This window comes from Nostoc sp. (assembly GCF_036917655.1).
Taxonomy (GTDB): Bacteria; Cyanobacteriota; Cyanobacteriia; order Cyanobacteriales; family Nostocaceae; genus Nostoc.
Genome location: NZ_JBALCY010000065.1, coordinates 268281 through 293268, shown reverse-complemented (window position 1 = coordinate 293268; position 24988 = coordinate 268281). Strand labels below are relative to the sequence as shown.

Genomic DNA, 24988 nt, shown 5'->3' with positions numbered 1-24988 from the left:
TTCACATAATATTTAATGGGTCTACATCAATAGTTAGGCTAACAGATGAAGGACAAAGCGATCGCACTTCTTCCCAATCTGGCAATTGTGGCAATGCATCCGGGGCAAATTTAATCAATATCTGCCAGCGATAACGATTAGCTACTCGTAAAATACTCGCTGGTGCTGGCCCCAATATCTCGAATTCTTCTTGGGTACTCAAGGCTGTGGCGATAATTTGGGCTGTATTTTGCACTTGAATGGGATCGAGACTACTTAAACGCAATAAAATTAACCGCCCGTATGGGGGATAATTGAGGGCTTGGCGTTGTTCTAATTCAGCTTGGGAGAAAGATTGATAATCGTGCGATCGCACTGCTGCAATTACCTGATGTTCTGTAGTATAAGTTTGTACAATCACCCTCCCCGGATCGTCGCCTCTACCAGCCCGTCCAGCGACTTGAGTCAAGGTTTGAAATGCCCGTTCACTGGCGCGATAATCTGATAAATTTAGCAATCCATCGGCGGCGACAACGCCCACAAGTGTCACCTGTGGTAAATCCAAACCTTTGGTGAGCATTTGCGTACCTACTAATAAATCCGCTTCGCCGTTGGCAAATTGCGTGAGTAGAGTCCGGTGTGAGCCTTTGTTACGGGTGGTATCGCTATCAAAACGAATCAAGCGCAACTCTGGGAATTGTCGCGCTAATTCTTGCGTGACTCGCTGAGTACCGCTACCGAAAAATTTTAGGTAAGGGGAACTGCAATCAGGGCAATATTTGGGATGCGATCGCGCATAATTACAGTAATGACAGCGCAATAATTCCGGCGCTTTTTCTTCGGTGTGGTGATACGCTAACGACACATCACAGTGCGGACATTCCAACACATATCCACAACTACGACAAGAGACAAAAGTACTGTGTCCCCGACGATGGATAAATAAAATTCCCTGTTGTTTTCTCTCTTGTAACTGTTGCAAAGCTGCTTGCAGCGATCTACTAAATATAGAACGATTTCCCTGCTGCAACTCTTGCCGCATATCGACGATTTCCACTGGCGGTAGAGGGCGCGAGTTGATGCGTTCGGGCAAACTTAAGTAATAACTCCTGTCTGCTGACTTCTGATTTAGGAGTGATGAGTCAAAATTTCTTTCTTGTCCCCCCTCTCTGCTTGCGGAGAGGGGGCTAGGGGGTGAGGTTCCGATGCTTACCCAACTCTCCAACGAAGGGGTAGCGGAACCCAACACCAAGGGGCAATTTTCTAATTCTGCTCGCCACTGGGCGACGGTGCGGGCGTGATACGTGGGTATGGGGGAGTCTTGCTTAAAGCTGCTGTCGTGTTCTTCATCTAAAATAATTAAACCCAATTTAGGTAAAGGAGCGAAAACGGCGCTGCGGGTACCAATCACAACTTGAGGTTCTCCTGTGAGCATTTGTCGCCACGTGTCGTAACGTTCACCATCTGAGAGGGCGCTGTGATAGACGCTGACTTTATTGCCAAAACGGGCGCGAAAACGATCAGTTAGCTGGGGTGTGAGTCCAATTTCTGGCACTAAGACAAGGGCGGATTTGCCTTGGTTGAGGAGGGGTGCGATCGCTTGCAAATATACTTCGGTTTTTCCTGAACCTGTCACCCCATGCAACAAAACTTGAGCAAATCCATCTAGTGTCTGGATTGTTTCTAAGGCGCTAGCTTGGGCAGCAGTTAAAAATTTAGCGCTATCGCCAGCTAATGCTGGCCCCTGTTCGGTTCGCAATACTTCCCGTTCTTCAATGACGATGTAACCCTTTTGTGTCAACGTCTTGAGGATAGAGGAACTAGCATTACAAATTTGCAGTAATTCATTTTGCCACAACTCCCCACCACGCCGCCGCAGTACTTCCAAAATCTCTCGTTGGCGAGTAGTTAAGTCGTGGTCGATTGTACCTGTGAACGTGACTGCTTTTTGCAGCTTTGGTCGAGTTAGTCGTGGCGGTTCTAAGTAGCTTTCTACTAAACCGAATCGCAACAACTCTCGAATTCCCCGATAAGCAGATTTGACTTTTTGTTGGAGGTAGACGAAACTGTAGTCTCCCGCCGGCTGCGCTTGTAAAAGTTCCCAAATTTGCCGCGCAGTTGGAGTCAAAAAAGTTGAAGGATTGGGAGATGCAAGTAAATAATTACTCCTCTCCTCCCCTCTGCCTTTAATGACGCGGATACGACGCTGCGATCGCCCCAGCAACCCTGGTGGTAGAGCAACCCGGATCACTTGAATCAAGGGTGTATAGTAATATGCAGCGACTCGATTGAGTAATTCCCAATAAGCACTTGGGAAAAATCCAACGCTCACTATATCTTCTACTTCGCGGATTTTTTCTGGTGCTAGATCAACATTTGGTTTTGCCAGTAACCGAATAGCGATCGCTCCTAATTGTTGTGCCCCAAATGGCACGCTCAAAATATCCCCTGGTTTTATTTCTAACTGGGCGGGCAATCGATAAGTAAATAGTCCTGTACTTCCTGGACAGTCTACCAGTACTTCAACCCACCTATTAAGAGTTGCACCTGACTGGTATGATTCACTAGCTTGGGCCACCACTAAAGGAGATAATTTTACGTCATTAATATACATAGTTGCTGACTTTATAGTTAGATATTTTCCTCACATCGCTGGTCAAATTTAACCTGGCTAACTCAACCTAGTTTTTTGCTTTCTTAAATTTAAATAGTATTTCTCAATACTGTTATCCTTCATAATACTTGATAAGTTTCCTCTTATGTAATCTACTAGACAAATTCGTATCAACTATACATGCAATAAATATTTGGTGCCCACTATACAAATAAAAGCATGTCGGCTCTTGCTGCAACAGTTGCTCTATCTACTAAATAGGGAGTAGCCTTTTTCCGCCTATCGATAGATATTCAAGCCTTTCTGCATATGAGATGCTTTTATACAAGTAAGAATATCCCAAAAATAAGCTGCCATTATTGTAATTTGTATCATCTGGGTAACTGAAATCGGGAATGCATAACCCCAGCACCAGGTTTTCGATTTATCCAGTGACTTGCAATACCTCAAAATTAAAAATATATATTTAGAAAAATATATGAAAGTTTAAGAAATTTGCATGGTTAGCTGAGATTTTTATGTTTGTTAAGGTTGAGAAAGTTTGAGGGGGTTTGACATATTTGGTAATTAAGAAAAAAATGAATAATATAATCTGTTAGGAGCCTGAGAAGAAAGTCTTGTTGGGTGCGAAGACCAGTTTAGTTATAGGTTGTATCTAATCGTAACCTATGTTTGGTAGGTAGATACGGGTTTTTATTCTTGAATAGAAATTAACAGAAGCTTGTATTTTGCTATATAAACGGGTGCATTCGTCTCTTAGGGAAAACTACCAAGCCTCAAACGAGTAGCTGTAACTAAATTATGTACCAAACAAAACAACAATCCCTAAAGGAAACTATGAATATTGTTGAATTGGGAAAAATGGAAATACTGGAGAATACTGCTGATAGCGAAGAACCATCACTCGATAGTTTAGATGCAGTGGCAGATGAAGAATCTCCAATTGTAATAGAAAATCTGGAATCAGAGGAACGAGATGGAGATGAAATGGCGGCGGCTCGTCCTTCGGGATACAATAAAACCGAACATGATGATGCCGTAGGCGCGTTTTTTAAAGAAATGGCGCGTTATCCGCTGCTAAAAGCTGATGAAGAGGTAGAGTTAGCGCGGCGAGTCAGGTTTCTAGAGGAAGTTAGGGAATTACAAGCTGCCTTACAGTTAAAACTGGGACAGGAACCTAGCAAACTAGAAGTGGCTTCCGAGCTAGAAATGACCGAAAAGCAATTAGAAAGTCGCTTGTATCAAGGTAGAGTAGCGAAACGCAAAATGATTCGCTCGAACCTGAGATTGGTAGTTTCTATTGCCAAGCGATATCTGAATCGGGGAGTGCCTTTTCTGGATTTAATTCAGGAAGGAGCAATGGGTTTAAATCGCGCTACAGAAAAGTTTGATCCCGATAAAGGATATAAGTTTTCTACTTACGCCTATTGGTGGATTAGACAAGCAATTACCAGAGCTATAGCTAATGATGCGCGAACAATTCGGCTACCTATTCATATTGTTGAAAAGCTTAACAAGCTGAAAAAAGCCCAACGCGAACTCAAACAAAAACTCTCTCGTAATCCCACCGAAGCTGAAATGGCAGAAGCTTTGGAAATTAGTGTTCAACAACTACGCCAGCTACAACAACTACGGCGTCAAGCACTTTCTCTCAACCACCGCGTCGGTAAAGAAGAAGACACGGAATTGATGGATTTGCTAGAAGATGAAGATAACTTGTCTCCAGAAGCAAAAATGAATGAAAACATGATGCGTCAGGAGATTTGGGAAGTCTTGGGTGACGTGTTAACTCCACGGGAGAAAGATGTGATTTCTCTGCGTTATGGTTTGACAACCAGCGAACCCTGTACCTTAGAAGAAGTTGGCAACATGTTCAATCTTTCTCGTGAGCGAGTGCGACAAATTCAAAGCAAAGCCATGCGGAAATTGCGGCGTCCCCACATAGCCAAACGTTTAAAAGGTTGGTTAATTTAATTACATTTATGAAGATAGAGATGCAATCCCTGAGCTAATTAGCTTCACTAACGAACATGGATAAAATAAAGTGCAAAACTTTAAATTTCGTAGGGTGAGTTACGGACATTTGTCCTAACACACCTAAAATTCAGGATGGTGCGTTCCGCTACGCCATAACACACCCTACAAAATTTGCTCTTTATTGAATCCACATTCCTAACGAATTTAGAGAGCTTGTATCTGTATATTTCTTGGGCTTCACCGACTGCAATTCGCAAAAACCAGGTGTTTTGTACCTTTTTTTTGGCTTTTGTTTAGTCATTACTCAAAAAAACTTACACAGTTGCCTATAGACTGTGGACTATGAACTATGGACTATAGACTAATGACTTCGTGTAGTAATTTGATTGTGCGTTTTGCTGAACCAGCCGATTACAGCGTACTGTTTAAATTAATTCAGGGGCTTGCAGAGGATGAAAAATTATCTCACGCTATTACCGGCAATGCTCTGGCACTTAAAGAGCATTTATTCGGTTCACGGAGGTATGTAGAGGCAATCTTAGCAGAATCTGCGGGTCAAGCTGTTGGTTTTGCCCTATTTTTTCATAATTATTCAACATTTCTAACTAAGCCAGGAATTTATTTGGAAGATTTATTTGTTTTACCAGAATATCGCAGACAAGGTATTGGTAAGGCTCTCCTTACTAAAGTAGCCCAGATAGCTGTAGAACGTGATTGTGGGCGGTTAGAGTGGAGTGTGTTGGATTGGAACGAATCAGCCCAAGCATTCTACCGTAGTATGGGAGCATCTATATTAGATGATTGGCGAATATGTCGTGTTACAGAAGATGTGCTTATTAAGTTAGGAACTGTGAAATAAAAAATAAAGAATGAACTATAAAGGATGAAACGAGACAATTTTTATCTCCAATATTTCATCCTTAAATTTTTATTATTTATTGGTTATAAAGTATTCAAACTTACATAAATTTATATTTTAATCATCAATCTAGATGCATCCTCCTGCAAAGCAGCAAGCTACGCATAGCGTCTCGACATCGCTGCGTACTAACAACTCTAAATCTCCAAATTTGACCATTCAAAATTCAAAAAAGTTTAGGGCGAAGTTTGACAGCTTGTCATTTGACTATGGCAGCGGCTCAACTGACAATTATGGAGGATATTGCACTGAATAAGCCGTTATTCCAGAGAGAACACGAAATGAAAAAAATTATGACAGTAATGCTGTTAGGCATAGCAATCTTCACCTTTGCCTTCAGTAGTCCAGCATTGGCAGCAGATGCTGTTAGTGGAGCTAAAGTATTTAGTGCCAATTGTGCCTCTTGTCACGCGGGAGGTAAGAATCTGGTTCAAGCGCAAAAAAACCTGAAGAAAGACGCTTTGGAAAAGTATGGTTTGTACTCAGCAGAAGCGATTATTGCCCAAGTTACAAAAGGTAAAAATGCCATGCCTGCTTTCGGCAAACGTTTGAAACCTAATCAGATTGAAGATGTCGCGGCTTATGTGCTTTCACAAGCAGATAAGGACTGGAAGTAGACTAAAATCTAACTTCAAGAATTAACAATTTGCGGGGCTTTTTGTCCCGCTAATTTTAGGGTTGCCGAAATTGTCAAATAGGATGCTTATACCAATTTTGGATTAAGAGTCTTGACAAAAAGACTGTTCCAAAAACATCAAAGAATACTACCTATCCTAATTTGGTATTATGAGTGATTTCTGGCGATTATTTATCAGTGTAATTATTGCTTTACCTTTCATTTTTTTGACTCCATCCGCACATTCATCACCCATTTTAATCACGCAAATTACAGCAGGTGATTTCTTGGAATTGGGTGTATATAAGATGCGGCACGGTAATTACCACCAAGCAATAGAGAATTTCAACCAGGCGATTGAACTTGAGAAAGATTTTGCTGTAGCTTATAGCGATCGCTGTCTTGCTTATCTCCAATTACAAGATTACCATCAAGCTGTTACAGATTGTACTCAAGCCATAAATTTTGCACCGGATAACTTTGAGGCTTATCTGAACCGGGGAGTAGCACTCTACAGAGAAGGGGATTATCCAGCTGCCATAGTCGATCATAATCGAGCTATCGCACTTAAACCTGATGATTTTCGAGCTTACTACAACCGAGGGCTAGCCCGTGCTGGGGAGGGGAAAGACTCGGAGGCAATTCTTGACTTTAATTTAGCCCTAACTCAAACTAAGAGAATAAGCAGCTTACTGCTTGCAGATATCTATAATGATCGAGGTCTAGCACATTTTGTCTTACAAGATATCCAAGCAGCTATGCTCGACTTTAATCTAGCAATTCGTCTCAATGCTAACGATTATAGAGCATACTTTAACCGGGGTTGTGCTTGCGGACGAAATGGAGATGACTTTGGTGCAGTCCGTGATTTTTCTCAAGTCATCAGACTTAACCCAAGTAATGCCCAGGCTTACGTTAATCGCGGAGTAGCTAGTTATCGCTTAGGATATCATTTAGGAGCGATCGCTGATTTACAAAAAGCATCTGAGTACTTTGAAAACCAAGGAAAGAGAGTTGCCTACGAAAAAACTCTAGATTTACTGAAGAATCTGCGACAACAAATTTCGTTTGCAACTGAAATAGCTTTTCTCTAGCATTGTCAGATTTATGCAGAGTATCCACCAGCTTGAAAAATCTGTTCGGCGGTTAAATTTAATTCGGGGAAAGTAGGTGAGATAATGCGATCGCTACCTTGAAACTGACTGACTTGATATTCTCCCTCAATTAAGGTGTAAAGCGAGACAGTTGGTTGTTTGGGATTGCCAATAAATCGCCTACCGCCTAAAGCAGCATAGTCTACAATCCAGTATTCTGGTATACCTACAGCCTCATAATCAGCAGCTTTTTTTAAATAATCATCACGCCAATTGCTACTCACTACCTCAACTACTAAGGGTATTGATTCCGCTTGGCTTACAGTAGATTCTTTTTTCCATAGAGGTTCATTTACCAAATTAGGGAGATTTAATATCAATACATCTGGTGAGTAAGCCGATTCACTTTCAGGCGGTTTTACTAATACTGTTTTAGCGATGCCATAAGGTAGGCTGATACGACTATATTCTAGAAGAAATTTCTGAACTAAAAATACGATAATCTGTTCATGCTCGCCTGTTGCTTGGGACATTTCGACTATTACTCCATCATGCAATTCATAACGTTTTCCTGTGTTGTCAGGATATTTAGCAACGAATTCATCGAATGTAACTAGTTTGCGTAAGGTTTGAATCATTCTATTGTGTTTGCGAAGCTTCAAGTTTTCTCAATGCTAACGTAGTTCGTAATTGCTACAAGAGAATAGAATTTACGTAAAACTACAGGCTGTAGGGGCAATTCATGAATTGCCTCTACCTGGAAATCATTCTTTTCGCCCATTGTTTGCGTAAGTCCTGGAGAAGAGGCTTTGAAGCTTATTCTCCTTAGCCTTTTGGAGCCTAGCTTGCTTATGAAGCTCAATATCTCTAGCCCTTGGAGTCGCACGTCTGGAAATTTGAGCGCCTGAGACAGAATAAAACATATCTCAACCCAGATTGAGATCATATTACCAGTAGAACCGAGATCACACTTTAATTAGTTGATCTCGGCTAAACTCAATATTTATACTTAAATATAAAAAATGCTCACATAGGAACTTAAATTATCACAATGAAAAGAGCAGATCGCAGAGATTCTAATTATGAAAACGCTATTAATAATCTTCGCTCACAGCAAAAAGAACCAGCTTCTTATCATGACCTAAAAGTTTCATTGATGACTGTTCGCGCCAATTTTGAAGAAACTGTATCTCAACGCGATGAGGCAGAAAAACGTGCAAAAGAATATCAAGAAGCTGCAACCCAACTAGTTCATGTTCAGCAAGATATTCAAAGTTACCAAATCGAGGCTAATGAACTAAAAGAGCTTGTTAATAAAAATTATCTATTTTATATTGATGAGCAAGAAAATCATCAAAAGACGCTCTATCTTTATAATGAAGAAAAAGCTAAAATATCCCAACTAGTTCATGTTCAGCAGCGAGAAATTCAAACTTGTCAACTCGAAGCTAATGAACTAAAAGAGCAAGTCACTCAAAATTATCGATTTTATATTGCTGAACAAGAAAATCATCAACAAACGCTCTGCCTCTACAACGAACAAAAAGCGAGAGCGACTGAATTGCTTACCAAATATGAGGCAGTAAACTCTGAACGAGAAATGTATTTGAGTTTATACAATGATGCTAAAGCAGAACTCAAACATGAGCGACGTTCCAAAGCTGGTATTAAGGGATGGGAAACTCGCCGAAAAGCCGAGAATGAACGACTAAAACGGGAAATTGCCCAAATGGTTCTGCTACTGCGTGAATCCTTAGAAAGTAAAGATGAAGCAGTAAACAGTCTTTACGTTGTAGCAGAGCGGATGGATCGGATTCAATCTCTAGTTGATTCGGTGGAAGAAGAAACAACTAACAATCCTATGGGTTTGGTACAAAAGTTTAAACGCATCTGGCTGGCTATTAAAGATATACTTTCTGAATAAATAAGCATACTCATGAGCAAAAAATCACTCCTAACCACGCCAAAACAAGGTAAAGCAAGGCTGGGAGATCAAATTCGCAGTATTGCCGATCGCCTTAAACAAGAGACTGATGTACAAATAAAAGCAACTTCTCGGATTTTAGGGGCTGCTGCTCAGATTGCCGAAAATCATGACCGACTTATTAGTGAAGTAGTTGATATGGTTGAGTCAGACCTGAATGTAGAGAAACAGGTATCTCAGAAGCATATTTATACTGTTGATATTCTGAAGCAACAGTTTAAAACATTACGGGATGCAAAGGCTCACTTTAACCTGAAAGTTAGTAGTTGGGAATCACTAGTTAATAAATTAAATGCTGCATCTTCCCAAACAACCATAATACAGAATAAACCTGAATCAAATCAGAGTTTGACAGACACTCATGTGATAAATGGTGAAGATAATTTCAACAATATTGAAAAATTGACAGTTTTTTTAGAACCTGATGTTGCCGAAATGTTTCCCAATTCAGAAGCAGTAAATGAAGGTCTGCGTTTTCTAATTAGAGTAACGAGTAAAAATCGTTTTTTTAATTGTGATGATGTTTAATTTATTGGTGTAGCTGCAAAATGTAGGATTAATATAAACCAATACGCTTGGATTAAGGATAATTGTAGGTTGAGTTGTAGCTTGCTTCCCCGTAGGGGTACGAAGTGAAACCTAACAAAGCACCACAAATATTGGGTTTCGTTCCTCAACCCAACCTACACAGTTTAAGGTTTTTGCTGCTAACCCAAGCGTATTGTAATATAAACTTACCGTGTCTCTATAGATGCAGCAAAAAGTTGAGTATCTTTTTCTGATCGTACTACTAACTAATAAGGCGTAACAGCATCAGAGAGCGATCTGTAACTGGTATACTTTGAGAGCCTGAAACTAATTTTCCCCGATGTAGGAAGCGAGGTTCATTAGTGTCAATTACTATCTCCCATACCTTTTCTTTAAAGTCATTGGGTAAAGCAAACTCAATTAACTCGTAGTGAGCGTTAAAAAATAGCAGGAAACTTTCATCAATAATCCGCTCACCACGAGTCCCTGGAGTAGCAATTCCCTGCCCATTCAAAAAAATCTCCATTACTTTGGCATAACTAACTAGCCACTGTTTCTCAGTCATTTCACTGCCATCAGCATTAAACCAAGCAATATCATTAATTCCTAAACCGTGGATGGGGCGACCTTGAAACCACTTACGCCGTCGGAATACTGGATGCTGATGGCGAAAAGCAATTAGTTCACCTGTAAAATCTAGTAAATCTGCGTTCGCTTTGTGCAAATCCCAATGCCGCCAGGAAATTTCATTATCTTGGCAGTAGACATTATTATTACCCTTTTGACTACAGCCAATTTCATCTCCCTCTAATAGCATTGGTACACCTTGAGATAGCATTAGGGTTGCTAAAAAGTTTCGTCGTTGCCGTTGGCGCAAACGCATCACTTCTGTATCGTCAGTTTCGCCTTCTGCACCACAATTCCAGGATCTATTATGGCTTTCACCATCTCTACTATCTTCCCCGTTTGCCTCATTATGCTTTTCGTTGTAGCTAACCAAATCATTTAACGTGAAACCATCATGAGCAGTTACGAAATTAATACTTGCATTTGGGTTGCGCCCGTTTGTTTGATACAGGTCAGGGCTACCCGTAAAACAGTAAGCAAATTGTCCTAAACTATCATCTACACCACGCCAAAAATCTCGTACTGTATCCCGATATCTACCATTCCACTCAGACCAACCCAGTGGAAAGTTCCCGACTTGATAACCTCCTTCACCTAAGTCCCAAGGTTCAGCAATGAGCTTCACATCTGCTAAGATTGGGTCTTGATGAATAATGTCAAAGAAAGCTGATAGGTTATCTACCTCATATAGTTCCCGTGCCAGCGCCGAGGCCAAATCAAATCGGAAGCCGTCTACATGCATTTCTGTTACCCAATAGCGCAGGCTATCCATAATTAACTTCAGAACTTGAGCATGACGCACGTTCAGAGAGTTACCGCAGCCTGTGAAGTCCATGTAGTAGCGAGGATTATCCTTTACCGAGCGGTAATATACAGAATTATCAATACCTCGCAAAGATAGTGTTGGCCCGAAATGATTTCCTTCGCCAGTGTGGTTGTAGACCACATCTAAAATCACTTCAATTCCTGCAAAATGTAGTGCCTTGACCATTTGCTTGAATTCGGTGACTTGTTGCCCCGCAGTCCCACTAGCACTGTAACTAGAATAAGGGGCAAAATAGTTGATGGAATCGTAGCCCCAGTAATTGGTTAATCTTTTTTCTTCTAAATGTCCCGGATTAGATAAAAAGTGATGTACTGGCATCAACTCAACTGCTGTAATTCCTAATTGCTGTAAATGTTGAATTGCAGCTGGATGTGCTAACCCAGCATAAGTACCACGCAAGTGTTCTGGAATAGCTGGATGTAGTTTAGTAAAACCTTTGACGTGAGTTTCATAAATAACAGTTGTATGCCAAGGTGTGCCCAGCAGTTTATCATTTTCCCAATCAAAGGATTCATCAACTACAACACACTTGGGCATTATTTTGGCATCATCTAGTTCAGAAAAAACTAAGTCTTTTTCTGGAGCGTCTAGACAATACCCAAAGACAGATGGATCATTACTAAACTCACCGTCAATTGCCTTGGCGTAGGGGTCAATCAATAGTTTGTTTGCATTAAATCGATGACCTGCTTCTGGTGCCCACATCCCATGCACTCTAAACCCATACTTTTGACCGGGGCCCACTCCTGGTAAGTAACCATGCCAAACAAAATTGTTTTTTTCTGTCAAAGGCAAGCGAATTTCGTCGCCATCGTTATCAAATAAACAAAGCTCTACCCCAGTTGCATTTTCCGAAAATAAAGCAAAGTTCGTCCCTTTCCCATCCCAAGTTGCACCTAAAGGATATACATTCCCTGGCCAGATAGCTATATACATAAGTAAATTTTCAATAATTACTTTTTTGGCAATTAATCAAGTTTGATTATTTTGAATAATTAGTTAAAATTCAAAGTTCCGAATAGTTGAGTTAAAAGCACTAACACTATAACTTAACTTAAAAATAATATTATTTGCTCTATCAGTAGTAATAGAAACCTCTATTCCTTAAGTCTTAAAAATTGAGGCAGACGGCAACAAGCAGGAGGAAAACTGCCCTCTGCTTCAGTAAAGCGACCAGAGGGAGCAAGGGTTTAATAATCCCCACTAAACGGCTCTTTACGTGGCTCCTGCCTTCTTTAAATGCGGCGGGTCTGGAGTTTAACCCATAGTCAATGAATTGACCAACAGATCATCTGAACTGTGGAAATATGACAGCGTGTCTTTTGACACGATTTTACTATTACAGCAACAATACTACGTAGTGACTGTTTTTAGTTGGTGTGAAAGAGAACGTGAAAAAGGATTTTTTGTTGCTAACAGTTACTTTACCGAGTTTACTGATAGCGTTTCCTGGCTTGGCTGCTGAGAGTGAAATTAAGGAAAGAAATACTGATAAATCAACTGAAGTAATTTCAGATATTCCGAGTTTGAGTGAAATTGAGCTATCTGTCACAAATGCCGAATTATTAACTCAACAATCTGCACCGAGTGAAGTTAATCTAGAAACAGAGCAAACTCCAACCGATGATGTAGACATTTCTATAGAAGCGATCGCAGAACCAGACAACCTACCTCAATCTACACCAACTTACGTAATTGATAAAGAAGAAATTCAAAAGCAGGGCGCTAGCAGTTTAGCCGATATTTTGAAAAGAATGCCTGGTTTTGCGATCAATGATGTAGGTCATGGCGCAGATACTCACACAGGTACATACTACCGGGGAGCCTCAATTAATCAGTCTGTATTTCTGATTAATGGTAGACCAATTAACAATAATGTCAACACTTATCATGGTGGAACTGACTTAAATAGCATTCCTGTAGAAGCTATTGAGCGTGTGGAATTATATAGCGGCACAGCCTCAGCTTTATATGGTTCCTCAGCCTTTGGGGGAGTTGTGAATATCATCACCAAGGAAGGTTATGGCAAACCGAAATTGAGTGCTAGTGCAGAATTTGGCTCATTGAGTTTAAATAATCAACAAGTGAGCTATGGTGGTTCATCTAATAATGTCAAATATAACTTCAGCTTTGAAAGATTCTTTACAGATAACCGTTACCGCGTCCCTGTAGGTGCAGCAAATCGTGATAGTCAGGGGTTTTTATCAAATGCAGACACAGCTACAAGTACTTACTTTGGTAGCATTGGACTAGATTTAGATAAGAAAAATTCATTGAATTTAGATGTTACTGCACTTAGCAGTCGTCGCGGCTTAATTTATTTCGGGTTCCCTCTTCAAAGAGATAGATTAGACCACGATGGTTTAAATGTTGGCTTATCTTGGAAAACTCGGCTAGGTAATGGCGAAAGCTCTAACCTTACAACCTCAATTGGTTATAACCAAGATTATTTCAGCACCTATGGCCCTATAGGAGCATTTTACCGTACAGGAGCTTTAGATACAAAACAACTCACAGCCAGGGTAGATCATGAGTGGAAAGTTACTTCCAATGATAAATTGCGCTGGGGATTAGATTTTAAAAATACCGACTTAACTGGTGATGTTTTGAGTACAAATCCTAGTAGTATTGCCAAAAACGAAACTGAAGATAGGAGTTTGTTTAATACAGCTTTATTTGCTGTCAATACTTGGAATATTAGCGATAACTTTCTGATAGATTTAGGGCTAAGGCAAAGCTTTGATAGCCAGTTTGGAAATTATCTCAACCCTAGTGTTGGGTTACGTTATGCCGTCACTCCAATAGTAGCAGTGCGTGGAAGTTGGGCAGGGGCACAACGCAATCCTGGGTTAGATCAGTTGTATGTTTATGATACAGTTCATGGTTGGGAACCTAACCCTGATTTAAGACCGGAAACTGGCTCGACTTGGAGTGCGGGAGTAGATGTCAATTTTTCGGAAAATCTGATTGGACAGTTTACTTACTTTGGTAGTAGTATAGGCGATCGCTTGGGAGTCATCGCCGGAAAATGGGCAAACATTGGGCTAGTAGATACCAATGGTTTAGAGGCTGCATTGCAATTAAGAATTGCGGCTGGCTGGTCAACTTTCCTCAACTATACTTATACAGATGCTCAAATAAAAACAGGAGCAGAGAGAGGTTTGCAGTTAGGTTTGATTCCCTACTCTGTACTCCAAAGCGGTGTAGGTTATGAAAATGCGGGATGGCAGGCTAATTTGTATGTTACTTACAATAGTGGCGCTCGTAGATCCATCTTTGCTAACCCTGGCGACAAGGCTACAGATTTTGCACCATCTTTTGTGAATTTAGATTTGAGCGGTCGTATACCTTTAACTAGCAATTTAGGAGTGACAGTTTATTTAGAAAATCTACTCGGTGAGCAATATGAGCGAGTTAATCGCATATATAGCCCTGGATTCACTTTCCGTGTGGGTTTAAACGCCAATTTTTAGGTATTAAATGTAGAGATTTTGTAATCGGAAAGTCTCTACATTCTTGGGATAAATAGGATTATTTGAAATTCTTTAAAGACTTTTTAAACATCGTTTAAAAAAGCATTTATAAAGTAAAAATAAAATTACTGTGGGGGAGTCTGTGCGTTGCTCTGGTTTGAGAGTTATAAATCAATACGCTTAGGTTAAAGCCAAAAACCAAAACCAGCTGAGGTTGGGTTGAGGGACGAAATCCAACATTTTCGGGACTTTGTTGGGTTTCGTCCCTCAACCCAACCTACAATTATCCTTAACCCAAGCGTATTGAGTTATAAGTAGTCGGACAGGATTAATTACACATATTTCGATATAATTTGTAACCAAAAACATAATCAGAGCGCCTAACGCACCGCGATACAACATGGTGCGTTAGGCTAAAGCCGTAACACACCCTACTTAAAATTTACTTTTAATCTAAAATTTAAAATCCAAAATTGCTATGAGAGCCAGAATTGAAAATAAAATACTTTTTATCCACCACGAAGATTTACCAGAGTTTAAGAAGGGTGGTTCGGTGGTGCGGAACTCTTATTTCTGGGCGCTACGTTCAATTGCTGGTCAAGCTTCGCGCTATCGTGATTGGGAATACGAACCGGAGGTTTGGCTAGCACTTTCACGAATGCTTTTGTCGTTTGCTGAATCTGGGTATTTGGGTCTTAGAGAAACCTTGCTGGAGTTTCCTTTCTCTCAAGGGGAAATTCCTAGTTTGCTGCGAGATGTGTCCACTTTTGAATAGGGCTGCATAGCTTTTGTTTGCGGAAAACACCGAAATGAGTAAGTCAAATGCCATTTTGCTTGCGGAAAACCCCAAAATGAGTAAGTCAAACGACCCTTTGAGTAAGTCAAATGACCTTTTGCTTGCGGAAAACACCAAAATGAGTAAGTCAAACGACCTTTTGAGTAAGTCAAATGACCTTTTGTGAAAGCATTTAAGTATTTTGAGAAAGTAATCAGGTATTTTGAGAAAGCAATTAGGCTTTTTGATAAAGTAATCAGCAAATATACGTGATGCTTAAAAATTGCGGCTGCACACTGCTGTAATTAATATTACATTACCAAAATAATCCTTGAACTCATCGGGCACTCAAATGAGGTTCAATCCGTCACGATTAGTCATCATAGACAAACCTTAGTTAACAGCAAGGGTAGTTGTGAGAAAACAATTAAGATGCAACAGTTAGTATAGGAAAACAACGTGAAAATAGCGATTATTGCTAAAACATTAATTACATCCATAGGTTTGTTAGCTTTATTTGCCCCAAGTCAAGTATCGGCTCAACTTATACCGCAACCTTGGGTTTCAGTCGGTGGAAAAGATGGTGATATAACCTATGCTGTAGGAGCTAGAGCTTTAAATTTTGGGGTTGAGTTAGGAACTGGCCCTGATGGTGCTACGGGAGTAGATGTTTTGAAATTTATCAGTTTGCCTGTAATTTCACCTTATGTAGGAGTTGGACTTTATTCAGAAGATAAAGGTGTTGCAGTTTCAGGTGGCGTTCAGGTAAGTGCTACTGATAATGTTTTTGTAGGTGCTGGTTACAATTCTATTCGTGGCTTTAACGGGCAACTGGGAATAAGATTTTAACGATTAATTATGAATTAGTATTACGTAGGGGGAGTAACTGAAGTTGAGATTAGTTCTCTGACATGAACTGCGGAATCTTGTTGTAATGCTGATGCCACGATCGCTTCACTTTCAACTATACTTAACCGAGCGATCGCTTGCTTCACTCCAGCTATACTTTGAGGATTCACGCTCAACTCATCCAGCCCTAAACCTAATAAAATTGGTGTTGCTAAAATATCTGCTGCCAATTCTCCACATAATCCTACCGAAATCCCCGCCGCATGGGCAGCTTGGACAGTTTGCTGCACCATTCGTAACACGGCTGGATGTAGCGCATCAACTAAATTTGCCACGCGGGGATTAGTGCGATCGCTAGCCATGACATACTGACTCAGATCGTTAGTACCTATACTAAAGAAGTCTACTTCAGCGGCTAACTGATCTGCGATCGCTACTGCTGACGGAACCTCCACCATAATCCCCACTTTCATCGCTGCATCAAATGCGATACCAGCTTGATTTAGTTCCGCCTGCACTTCACCCAAAATTACCTTAGTTGCACGTACCTCTGTCACAGTAGCAATCATCGGTAACATGATCTTAATTTGGTGTCCTACACTGGCTCTGAAAATTGCCCGTAACTGAGTTTTGAAGAGTTCTGGATGATCCAAACAGAAACGAATTCCCCGCCAGCCTAAAAAAGGGTTAGCTTCTCTTAACCCTACTCTCACGTAAGGAAGTGGCTTATCACCACCTACATCTAAGGTACGAATAATCAACGGACGATTATCTAAAACTTGGGCGATCGCCTGATACACTTCTAGTTGTTCTTCTTCAGTGGGGGCGCTTGTCCTATCTAGAAACAGAAACTCAGTGCGGAGTAGCCCCACACCTTCTGCACCGCTTGCCACAGCAACTTGGACATCACTTATACTACCAATGTTGGCGAAGACGCTAACTTGCCGACCATCACGAGTAATTGCTGGCTGGTGTGCCGTAGCTAGTGCTTCAAGTTGTGCAGTTTGCCAAGCTTCTCGCTTTGCCTCTAGTAAATCCAGGATATGTGATTCTGGTTCTACCCAAGCTCTACCACTTTCACCATCAAGTGCCATAAGTGTACCATCTGCCAAGTGCAACACCTGGGCATCCACTCCTAAGACTGCGGGAATACCCAATGTCCGGGCGATAATTGCGCTGTGAGAAGTGGCGCTACCAGAAGTTGTACAAATGCCCAGCACCTTTGTCGGATCAAGTCCAGCGGTATCTGAGGGGGTTAAATCAGTCGCTACTAAAATCGATGGTTCCTGAAGATGCAGGTTAGCAGGGGCATTCCCAGCTAGTAATCGTAGTACCCTTTGCCCGATATCTACAACATCGTCAGCTCGCTCTTGCAGATAAGAATCCTCAAGTGTGTGGTAGGAAGTTGCTACTTCATTTACTACGGCTTGCCAAGCGGCTTCAGCATTTAGATGGTTTTCTAAGATGCGCTCTTTAGCCGCTTCCAACAATACTGGATCTTCTAAAAATAGTAGTTGGGCATCGAAGATGGCGGCTTCAGCGTCACCAATTTGAATAGATGCTTGTGAAAAAACTGCTTGAATTTCCTGTCTGGCAGTGTGAATTGCTGCCTGTACTCGTTGCCACTCTGCCTCAGGATCATCTACGTGGTATTCCGTAATCGCAATGTGGGTGGGTTGATAATGAATAATGGGTGCGATCGCTACTCCACTAGAAGCTGCAATTCCCAAAAGTTCGCCGTGAGTTGCTGGAGTAACTTCATGGTGAAATGCTGGTGGAGAATTCAAGGCAACATTATCTTCACCAAAATTATTTGCGAATAATGCCTGTAATGCCGCTAGCGCCTCATCTGCATCAGAACCGGTGGCAGTAATCACTAGTTCATGTCCTTGACGCACCCCTAAAGTTGTGACTTGGTTAATACTGTCACCCCTGACTAGCTCAGTATTTCTCGTTAAATTCTGCACCAGAATTTGGGATTGAAACCGGGCTGCGGTTGCCACAAACTGCGCTGCGGGACGGGCGTGTAATCCTAAGCGATTGCTCACAATCAGCCGGATTTCTGGCGTTGGTGATTCTACATTGGTTGTTGTTGGGGTGACAACTGACAACGGACTACTAACTACACCCAATTGAGTCGCTTTTGCTAGGAGTGCGCCGCGTGCTTCTGCCATGACTTGATGAATGTCGCTACCAGCTGCCGCAGCAACAACAGCAGCGATCGCACCTTCTACTAGAGGTGCTTCACATAGATACACTTTTTGCTGCTGTGCTTCTGGCAGAAACTCTATTGCCATTTCTGCACTCAGCAAAGCACTACCCAAATCCATTAACACCAAGACACCATCATCAGAGAAAACAGAAGCGATCGCTTCATAAACCTGAATTGGATCTGTACCCAGTGGATTTTCTGGATCTTCAATACCTGCTGCAACAGCGATGGAAACTTGGCCCTGAACCATTTGCGCGGCGAGTTCCCGCACACCCAAAGCTAGTTGTTTACTGTGAGAAACGATGACAATTCCGATCACTGCCACACCGTCAACCTTGTTGAGAGGTTTGCGTTTAGCTAGTTATCCATTTCATTTTCCCATTCCGCACCGCTAAAAACAGCGCTGATCTCTATTACAATTGCAACTGCCCGAAAATATTCCGGTCTTTCCAGCTAGAAATGCGAACAAAATAGCCTTCTTTTACGGGAATACGTGGTGTCCACTCATAAACTCCATCGCTAGCAGTACGGGAAGAAATGTTTTGGATAAGTTTGTTTCCATCGTACAACTTAATCGAGACATCACCATCAAAATTATCCCGCCACAATATTAAATAAGGCTGATCCTTCTTTGGAAGCACTTTCGCAACTGGCTGACTGATCAAAATTTTTGGCGCAACCTGATTTTTGCTTTTCTTACGGAATCCCAGATAATGAGGTAGGTGTCGGAAAGCAGGATTTTCTTGCGGATTAGACAGTTGTGGAACAATAATATTTCCCTTCTGGGAATTGAACAAATAAGTTGATCTGCCGCCGTCAACGGTAATGATATCGCCTTTGACTCCTAATTTACGTAATAAATCCGCTGCCTCATCCAGAGTTGCTTGGTTCACCGTCATAATCAACAACAACTCATTACCCTTAACCCCATCTTTGTCTAGAGTGCCGATGACTTGATATTTATTTGCTTGGTTTTGGGCTAATACTTTTGCTGGATGATCGCTGTATCGGTAAGTGACGATCGCATTCTTCACTGCTTTTTGGTTGAGAGGCGCACCGCTAACTTGGTCGTAATCGGTAATGTCTGCCTGCTTATCATCCCAAACTAAAGCCTTGAGGTGAATATTACTATAGTATTTATCTTTTGGTTGCTTGATTGGGCCATAAGGGCTAGTGCCACCACTGATGACTACACCATTTAGTTTAATTGGAAAGGATAGTTGACTACTAGATTGGTATTGCTCAAAAAAAGAACAATTAATCATCGAAAAAACGTTGTTTGCGTAAAGTTTCTTATATTCGTCTGTTACTTCAGAAAACAACTTGGTTTTGAAAAAAGGGCTGTAATATTCACCTTCCCCTTTATAATACTTCCCTTCATTCAGACCCATATTATCTACCTCTCCGGTAATTTGGTCTATGTGCATTTTGCCCAGATCAATAACTTGTAAATAGGCTTCGTTACCATTCGTTAATTGTTTTTTATATAAAGCCGCCCCGTTTATAGCCTGGAGAGGCTGATAAGAAGATAGAGGGTTGAAAGTTTGGGCAATCAAAAGGCTACTCAGAATTGGCAGCAAAAAAAGCAATAAATTGATTACAACATTCATCGTTTCTTGACCGAAATTCCACAATAAGTTGTCGTTACCACTTTAAGGCTATAGCGGTTCTCGTTTACGTGAGGTACACCCGTAGGGGCACGGCATTGCCCATAGGTGTCAATTTAAGCTCAAACCCCTTTAAAACCTCGTTTCCAGCCTGTGGCTGGAAATGTTGATCATTGCGGCTCTGCCGCAAGTCTTGAGGCAGCAGCCCCCACATTAGGCATTCCCAGTCGGAGACTGGGAACGAGATAACCTATAAAAGCTGGTTCTAGACTGGCTTTTACGTTAAGTTGACACCAATGGGCAATGTCATGCCCCTACACCTGGCGATATAATCTTGTACGGCATCTGCATGGGAACCGCTATTAATGAGTTGCGTAGGCGTAGCCCGTCGTAGACATCGCATCCATAAAACTTTAGTTAATTTCACTTATGAATGTGAATTAAATAACGTCCAAATATGGTTTTTAACCTCACCCCGCTTTTAACTTTCGTCAAAGTCTCCCCTCTCTTTACTAAGGAGGTGAGGTTTTGTATTTTATTAAATCCGCGTTCCTTAGGGAAGTTTTGAATTTTAGGTAGTAAATAGATTTATAAGTTAATTACAATGATTGCTGCAATGATTTAAGCGTTGCTTATAAATAAAGCAACATTAGCTGCAAACGTTAAAGCGTTTGCAGAACTAATTTATACATTTCCTGCAATGACTTAAGCATTGCTTATACATGTAATAGCATTTGTTGCAAAAGATGAAGTATTTTTAGCAATTGATTATAGCTGATCTGCAAATGCTTAAACATACCTTATGAATGATCTAACATTAGCTGCAAACGTTTAATTTTTGACAAATAGTGTTTGAATGGGAGCAATGTCTACGATAAGCTACGCCTACGCTGTTTGGTTAGTAGTTGGTGATCATGAGTTGAGTGAAACTCAAGATGAAGCGATTTTGTACACCATTCTGGCAGACACGACATTGTGATATCTACTGCTATCCAATGTCATACCCAGAGCTATATAGCCATTATGAACCGCGTACACCAAAACACATAGAAAATCTTTCTTCCCCAATCCCCAATCCCCAATCAGTTGGTGAAGCATTGAGGCAACGCTTGCTGTAGTATGATTGTGATTTTCTCCTACTTAATGGTATAAGAGATGACGGCTCAATTTGAATACAGCACTCTTGCCCATCCACAGGATATTCAGCAGTTGGGTAATATCCTTGAGCAGTGTTTTATCAGCGGACTTGGTGGCGAGGAAGCTTACATTAACCTGATTGGCGTAGAAAATTTCCGCATTATTCGTAAATTGGAGCAAGTAGTTGGTGGATTGGCAACTCTCGATATGGGTCAGTGGTGGGGTGGTGTGCGTGTACCAATGACAGGAATTGCCGCAGTAGGCATTGCTCCAGAGGATCGTGGATCGGGAGCTGCGATCGCTCTAATGCAGCACACCCTCAAAGAACTTTATGCTAGGGGTGTAGCAATCTCTGCTCTTTATCCAGAAGTTCAAAGCTTGTACCGAAAAGTAGGGTATGAGCAGGGAGGTAGCTGGTGTATTTGGGAAGTTGCGACCAGGAATATCCAGGTGCGGGAGCAACCCCTACCTTTGGAACCAGTAGTGAGCATCAATCATGAAGTTTTTCATGAACTATATCAGCAGCAGGCGAGACAAACGCATGGATATTTAGACCGACATCCAGCAATCTGGGAGCGAATAATCCAACCAGATGAGAAGGAAACAGCCTATGCCTATTTTATTGGTACTAAAGACCAACCCCAAGGCTACATCATCTTCACTCAAGAGCGAACAGAGGATGGTAAAATCCTCTGGGTGAAAGATTGGGTACTCCGCACAGTTGCTGCTGCACAAACTTTCTGGTCTTTTCTAGCAAATCATCGTTCCCAAATTCACCAGGTGCGATGGAAGAGTTCTGCTATTGATTCCCTGACATTGCTGCTACCAGAGCAAACTGCCAAGATTAAGCATACGTATCGTTGGCTGCTGCGGGTAATAGATGTAGTCAAGGCGCTAGAAGTCCGGGGTTATCCATCGGGAATCGAAACTGAACTGCACTTAGAAATTCAAGATAATTTGCTAACTGGAAATAATGGTAAATTCATTCTTTCTGTCGCCAACGGACGTGGTGAAGTAACCAGAGGTGGAAAGGGTGAGTTGCAGCTAGATATTCGAGAATTGGCACCATTGTATACAAGTTTGTTCACCCCCTACCATTTGCAACTAACGGGAAAACTGGATGGGACAGAAACGGCTATTTTAGCAGCTACGCAAATATTTGCAGGTGTGTCGCCTTGGATGGCTGATTTCTTTTAAAGGGAGTGGGGAGTGGGAAATGGGGAGTTAAAAGTTTTCTCCTGTTCCCCCATCTCCCTCATCTTCTTCATCTCCCATGCCTGAGTTACTAACTCAAATTGCTAGTTAGTTCAGGAAATTTCGAGTACCAGTACCACCATTCCTACCAACAGCAGGAATTTCCAGTAGACTATCCGTGGCTTTGCCAGTACCGTCATTGGTAACAGAGGTAGAGTTACCCGGATGTCCATTAGGAACGAAAAGTTGCGGATGATCAAATGGCGCTTTCTCATACCGAACTCGGTCATCAGTCAGTCCCTTTAAAAAGGCGACCAATTGCTGTTTTTCTTCTGGTGAGAGATTCAGTGGGGGAAGAACTCCAAAGTCACCACCCCGATTGTAAAAATCAACCACTTGCTCTAAAGTCGCCTGACCTCCATTGTGAAAGTAGGGAGCAGTGAGTTCCACGTTGCGAAGTCCAGGTGCTTTGAAGGCTCCGTTTGCAGACACAGTTTCACTAGGATTCAACGGTGGAGTCAGAATGGGGGGGTTTTCGCCGAGGAGAAGCTGAAATTTCCCCAACTGAGCCAATCGTGCCTCTGAAAGCGGATTACCTTGGCCGTTACCAGATAAACCGTCATTACCACCCAAACCGGGGTCGTCCGTAACAGGTCTGACGCCGATATTGAAGAAGCCATTGTCTTCAGGGGATCTTGCACCGAACGGCGCACGTTTGATTCGTCCGTCTTTCTTAACGCTGCTCACTGAAGCAGCGGTTAATTCTGATCCAACATGGCAACCAATACATAGAGCTTTGCCCTGAAACAGTTGTTTACCTAGTTGCTGCTGCTTAGTTAGGGCTGTGGTGTTTCCTTCCAAGAAGCGATCAAAGGGCGTATCGTTGGCAATGAGTGTAGACTCGTACAATTGAACTGCAAGACCAAAGAATAGCGAGAAGTTATACTCCAACAGCGTGTACTCATCGGTTTGGGAAGAGTTATCAGGCGTGTTGACAAAAGTCCGTCTACCTTTGGCATCAACTTGGATGAGTCGATTAGACTTCCACCACTCCGGCTTAAAGGCATCTTTGACCAGCTGCTCGTAGGTTCTATTCTTCAGTCCGGGTTGAGGGGATCTACTGTCTGCACCTAAAACGCTATCTTGTGGATGCACAACCTGTTTGCCTAGCGGTCTGAGGCTAGATAACTTTTGCGCCAGTACTCGGGGGAGCTTTGTACCCGTAATTGACAGAACATCTTGCAGCAGTCCGCTGATAGATTTTATATTGTCAATTTCCCCGAACCGATCACTAATTTGTTGAATGGAATTGAGTAGCGGGCCGACCTGAATATTATCTTGCTGCTGTCCGCTGATAGATTTTGTGTTGTCAATTCGCCCGAACTTATCACCAATTTCTTGAAAAGTGCGACCATCAGCAGACGTCTCGAAGGAATTGAGTGGTGGCCCAAGCGCCTGTGAAGCCAAAGCCGAATTATTTAGGCTGACTTTGACAAATTTGAGCTGATTTGGGTTTTCTGCTTTCACCACGGAGGCGTTAGGGTCTCTTAAACCGAAGGGATTCACTCCATTAAAGATGTTCTGTGCCCTTCCATCCCAGAAGTTGCGGAAGTTGAATGCTGCATTAATTACGCTTGGCGTGTTACGCGCCTGGACGCGGCGCACATTCGTACCTCCCACGTTAAACACCGGATCTGGCTCGGTTTTTACTTCGTCTTCCGCGCTACCAGGTTTAATATCAACAAACTTAGCATTGGAGACCCCCTGAGAGGAACTGACATCGTTACGGTCAGATACAACGGTCTTAGGATCATTCGGGTTTGACAGCTTGTGGAAGGGAAAATCTTCTGGTTTAAGCTGGTAGTTTGGCGCGCCACCTACATTAAAAACTGTATCTGGATTCTTTGTACCATCAGCGTTAATCCGCAAAAGCCCAGGAGAAATCTGATTTTTGGATCTATTGTCGGCTCCAGCATGGAAGTGACAACTAGCACAGGAGGTCAGTCCGTCGCTCCCAACCTGTATATCCCAGAAAAGAGCCTTTCCTAACTTGATGGCGGCTGGTTTGTTTTGTACGAAGTCTCCAAGATTGTTAGGCTCTGGAACCGATACGCTCTTGAGCGAAGCTAGAGGCGGCGGCGTAACCTGCGCCGAGACAGTATTTCCAGCTATTACTGCTGCCAGAATAATGGCGGCAATTGTTATAGTTTTTGAAAATCTTGATCTCAGGCGGTTAAGCTTGCCAGATCTGAATCTCCAGCCTTGGCGCTTTATTTTTGTCACCAAAGATTTGAGCAAAAATCTACCTCGTGAGGTCAGTAGCAAGGAAATTGATAAGCCAGTAATAAAGACTACTAAGCTTATTATGGGTATAATCCCCATAGTTTTTTCCAATAGAATAACACCGAAATAAATTATACATTTCCGAGTAAGTTTTAAATTTAATATTCATGTAAAGTAATTACGCAATTTACGAGTTTCATGTGAATAAAAAACGCCCTAGTACTACAAATAAATTCAGTAGGGTAGGTAAGCTATTCTATATTTAACTTGCATTAACTAAACTGTTAACATCCT

16 protein-coding genes are annotated in these 24988 nt (G+C 41.8%); 10 read left to right on the top strand and 6 right to left on the bottom strand.

Annotated elements, in window-relative coordinates:
* Position 1: 1 nt before the first annotated feature.
* A complete protein-coding gene (priA, locus tag V7K30_RS23085; RefSeq protein WP_335003231.1) occupies positions 2-2593 on the bottom strand; it encodes a primosomal protein N' in 2592 nt (863 codons plus the stop codon).
* A gap of 801 nt (positions 2594-3394) precedes the next feature.
* On the opposite strand from priA, the gene V7K30_RS23080 reads away from it, so the two are divergent.
* The 4 genes from V7K30_RS23080 (at position 3395) to V7K30_RS23065 (ending at position 7199) form a co-directional block, all read left to right on the top strand.
* Positions 3395-4567 (top strand): RpoD/SigA family RNA polymerase sigma factor, encoded by a 1173-nt coding sequence (locus V7K30_RS23080; protein ID WP_335003229.1) that lies wholly within the window; start codon positions 3395-3397, stop codon positions 4565-4567.
* Positions 4568-4934: 367 nt separating this feature from the next.
* Positions 4935-5429, top strand: coding sequence for a GNAT family N-acetyltransferase (locus tag V7K30_RS23075; RefSeq protein WP_335003227.1), 495 nt, complete (start codon positions 4935-4937; stop codon positions 5427-5429).
* Between the two features lie 341 nt (positions 5430-5770).
* On the top strand, positions 5771-6106 hold the full coding sequence (gene petJ / locus V7K30_RS23070; RefSeq protein ID WP_335003287.1) for a cytochrome c6 PetJ: 336 nt from the start codon (positions 5771-5773) through the stop codon (positions 6104-6106).
* A gap of 169 nt (positions 6107-6275) precedes the next feature.
* Positions 6276-7199 carry a tetratricopeptide repeat protein gene (locus V7K30_RS23065; protein WP_335003225.1) on the top strand — a complete coding sequence of 308 codons (924 nt, stop codon included), beginning with the start codon at positions 6276-6278 and terminating at the stop codon, positions 7197-7199.
* A gap of 11 nt (positions 7200-7210) precedes the next feature.
* Here V7K30_RS23065 and V7K30_RS23060 read toward each other — a convergent pair whose 3' ends face one another.
* Positions 7211-7837: a Uma2 family endonuclease gene (locus V7K30_RS23060; RefSeq protein ID WP_335003223.1), complete on the bottom strand. Its 627-nt coding sequence runs from the start codon at positions 7835-7837 to the stop codon at positions 7211-7213.
* 413 nt (positions 7838-8250) lie between these two features.
* Here V7K30_RS23060 and V7K30_RS23055 point away from each other — a divergent pair, with 413 nt between their 5' ends.
* Both V7K30_RS23055 and V7K30_RS23050 read left to right on the top strand, forming a co-directional pair.
* On the top strand, positions 8251-9123 hold the full coding sequence (locus tag V7K30_RS23055; RefSeq protein WP_335003221.1) for a hypothetical protein: 873 nt from the start codon (positions 8251-8253) through the stop codon (positions 9121-9123).
* Between the two features lie 12 nt (positions 9124-9135).
* On the top strand, positions 9136-9711 hold the full coding sequence (locus tag V7K30_RS23050) for a hypothetical protein (RefSeq protein WP_335003219.1): 576 nt from the start codon (positions 9136-9138) through the stop codon (positions 9709-9711).
* 262 nt (positions 9712-9973) lie between these two features.
* Here V7K30_RS23050 and glgX read toward each other — a convergent pair whose 3' ends face one another.
* Positions 9974-12100, bottom strand: coding sequence for a glycogen debranching protein GlgX (gene glgX / locus V7K30_RS23045; protein WP_335003218.1), 2127 nt, complete (start codon positions 12098-12100; stop codon positions 9974-9976).
* A gap of 455 nt (positions 12101-12555) precedes the next feature.
* Between glgX and V7K30_RS23040 the strand changes: the two genes are divergently transcribed.
* The 3 genes from V7K30_RS23040 (at position 12556) to V7K30_RS23030 (ending at position 16261) form a co-directional block, all read left to right on the top strand.
* Positions 12556-14637, top strand: a complete 2082-nt coding sequence (locus V7K30_RS23040; protein ID WP_335003216.1) for a TonB-dependent receptor plug domain-containing protein — start codon at positions 12556-12558, stop codon at positions 14635-14637.
* A 478-nt stretch (positions 14638-15115) separates the two neighbouring features.
* Positions 15116-15412: a hypothetical protein gene (locus tag V7K30_RS23035; protein ID WP_335003214.1), complete on the top strand. Its 297-nt coding sequence runs from the start codon at positions 15116-15118 to the stop codon at positions 15410-15412.
* 459 nt (positions 15413-15871) lie between these two features.
* A complete protein-coding gene (locus tag V7K30_RS23030) occupies positions 15872-16261 on the top strand; it encodes a hypothetical protein (RefSeq protein WP_335003212.1) in 390 nt (129 codons plus the stop codon).
* Between the two features lie 20 nt (positions 16262-16281).
* Here V7K30_RS23030 and ptsP read toward each other — a convergent pair whose 3' ends face one another.
* Complete coding sequence (ptsP, locus tag V7K30_RS23025) at positions 16282-18792, bottom strand: phosphoenolpyruvate--protein phosphotransferase (protein ID WP_335003285.1); 2511 nt, start codon at positions 18790-18792, stop codon at positions 16282-16284.
* 94 nt (positions 18793-18886) lie between these two features.
* Positions 18887-20083: a hypothetical protein gene (locus V7K30_RS23020; protein ID WP_335003210.1), complete on the bottom strand. Its 1197-nt coding sequence runs from the start codon at positions 20081-20083 to the stop codon at positions 18887-18889.
* A gap of 1152 nt (positions 20084-21235) precedes the next feature.
* On the opposite strand from V7K30_RS23020, the gene V7K30_RS23015 reads away from it, so the two are divergent.
* Positions 21236-22414 carry a GNAT family N-acetyltransferase gene (locus V7K30_RS23015; RefSeq protein WP_335003208.1) on the top strand — a complete coding sequence of 393 codons (1179 nt, stop codon included), beginning with the start codon at positions 21236-21238 and terminating at the stop codon, positions 22412-22414.
* 105 nt (positions 22415-22519) lie between these two features.
* Here the strand turns inward: V7K30_RS23015 and V7K30_RS23010 are convergent, their stop codons facing one another.
* Positions 22520-24793 (bottom strand): cytochrome-c peroxidase, encoded by a 2274-nt coding sequence (locus tag V7K30_RS23010; RefSeq protein ID WP_335003207.1) that lies wholly within the window; start codon positions 24791-24793, stop codon positions 22520-22522.
* Positions 24794-24988 lie beyond the last annotated feature (195 nt).

Coding starts and splice junctions, on each gene's coding strand:
- glgX (WP_335003218.1), bottom strand. CDS start 12,100: ATGTATATAGCTATCTGGCCAGGGAATGTATATCCTTTAGGTGCAACT.
- V7K30_RS23050 (WP_335003219.1), top strand. CDS start 9,136: ATGAGCAAAAAATCACTCCTAACCACGCCAAAACAAGGTAAAGCAAGG.
- V7K30_RS23010 (WP_335003207.1), bottom strand. CDS start 24,793: ATGGGGATTATACCCATAATAAGCTTAGTAGTCTTTATTACTGGCTTA.
- priA (WP_335003231.1), bottom strand. CDS start 2,593: ATGTATATTAATGACGTAAAATTATCTCCTTTAGTGGTGGCCCAAGCT.
- V7K30_RS23080 (WP_335003229.1), top strand. CDS start 3,395: ATGTACCAAACAAAACAACAATCCCTAAAGGAAACTATGAATATTGTT.
- V7K30_RS23035 (WP_335003214.1), top strand. CDS start 15,116: ATGAGAGCCAGAATTGAAAATAAAATACTTTTTATCCACCACGAAGAT.
- V7K30_RS23055 (WP_335003221.1), top strand. CDS start 8,251: ATGAAAAGAGCAGATCGCAGAGATTCTAATTATGAAAACGCTATTAAT.
- petJ (WP_335003287.1), top strand. CDS start 5,771: ATGAAAAAAATTATGACAGTAATGCTGTTAGGCATAGCAATCTTCACC.
- V7K30_RS23060 (WP_335003223.1), bottom strand. CDS start 7,837: ATGATTCAAACCTTACGCAAACTAGTTACATTCGATGAATTCGTTGCT.
- V7K30_RS23020 (WP_335003210.1), bottom strand. CDS start 20,083: ATGAATGTTGTAATCAATTTATTGCTTTTTTTGCTGCCAATTCTGAGT.
- V7K30_RS23065 (WP_335003225.1), top strand. CDS start 6,276: ATGAGTGATTTCTGGCGATTATTTATCAGTGTAATTATTGCTTTACCT.
- V7K30_RS23015 (WP_335003208.1), top strand. CDS start 21,236: ATGACGGCTCAATTTGAATACAGCACTCTTGCCCATCCACAGGATATT.
- V7K30_RS23075 (WP_335003227.1), top strand. CDS start 4,935: ATGACTTCGTGTAGTAATTTGATTGTGCGTTTTGCTGAACCAGCCGAT.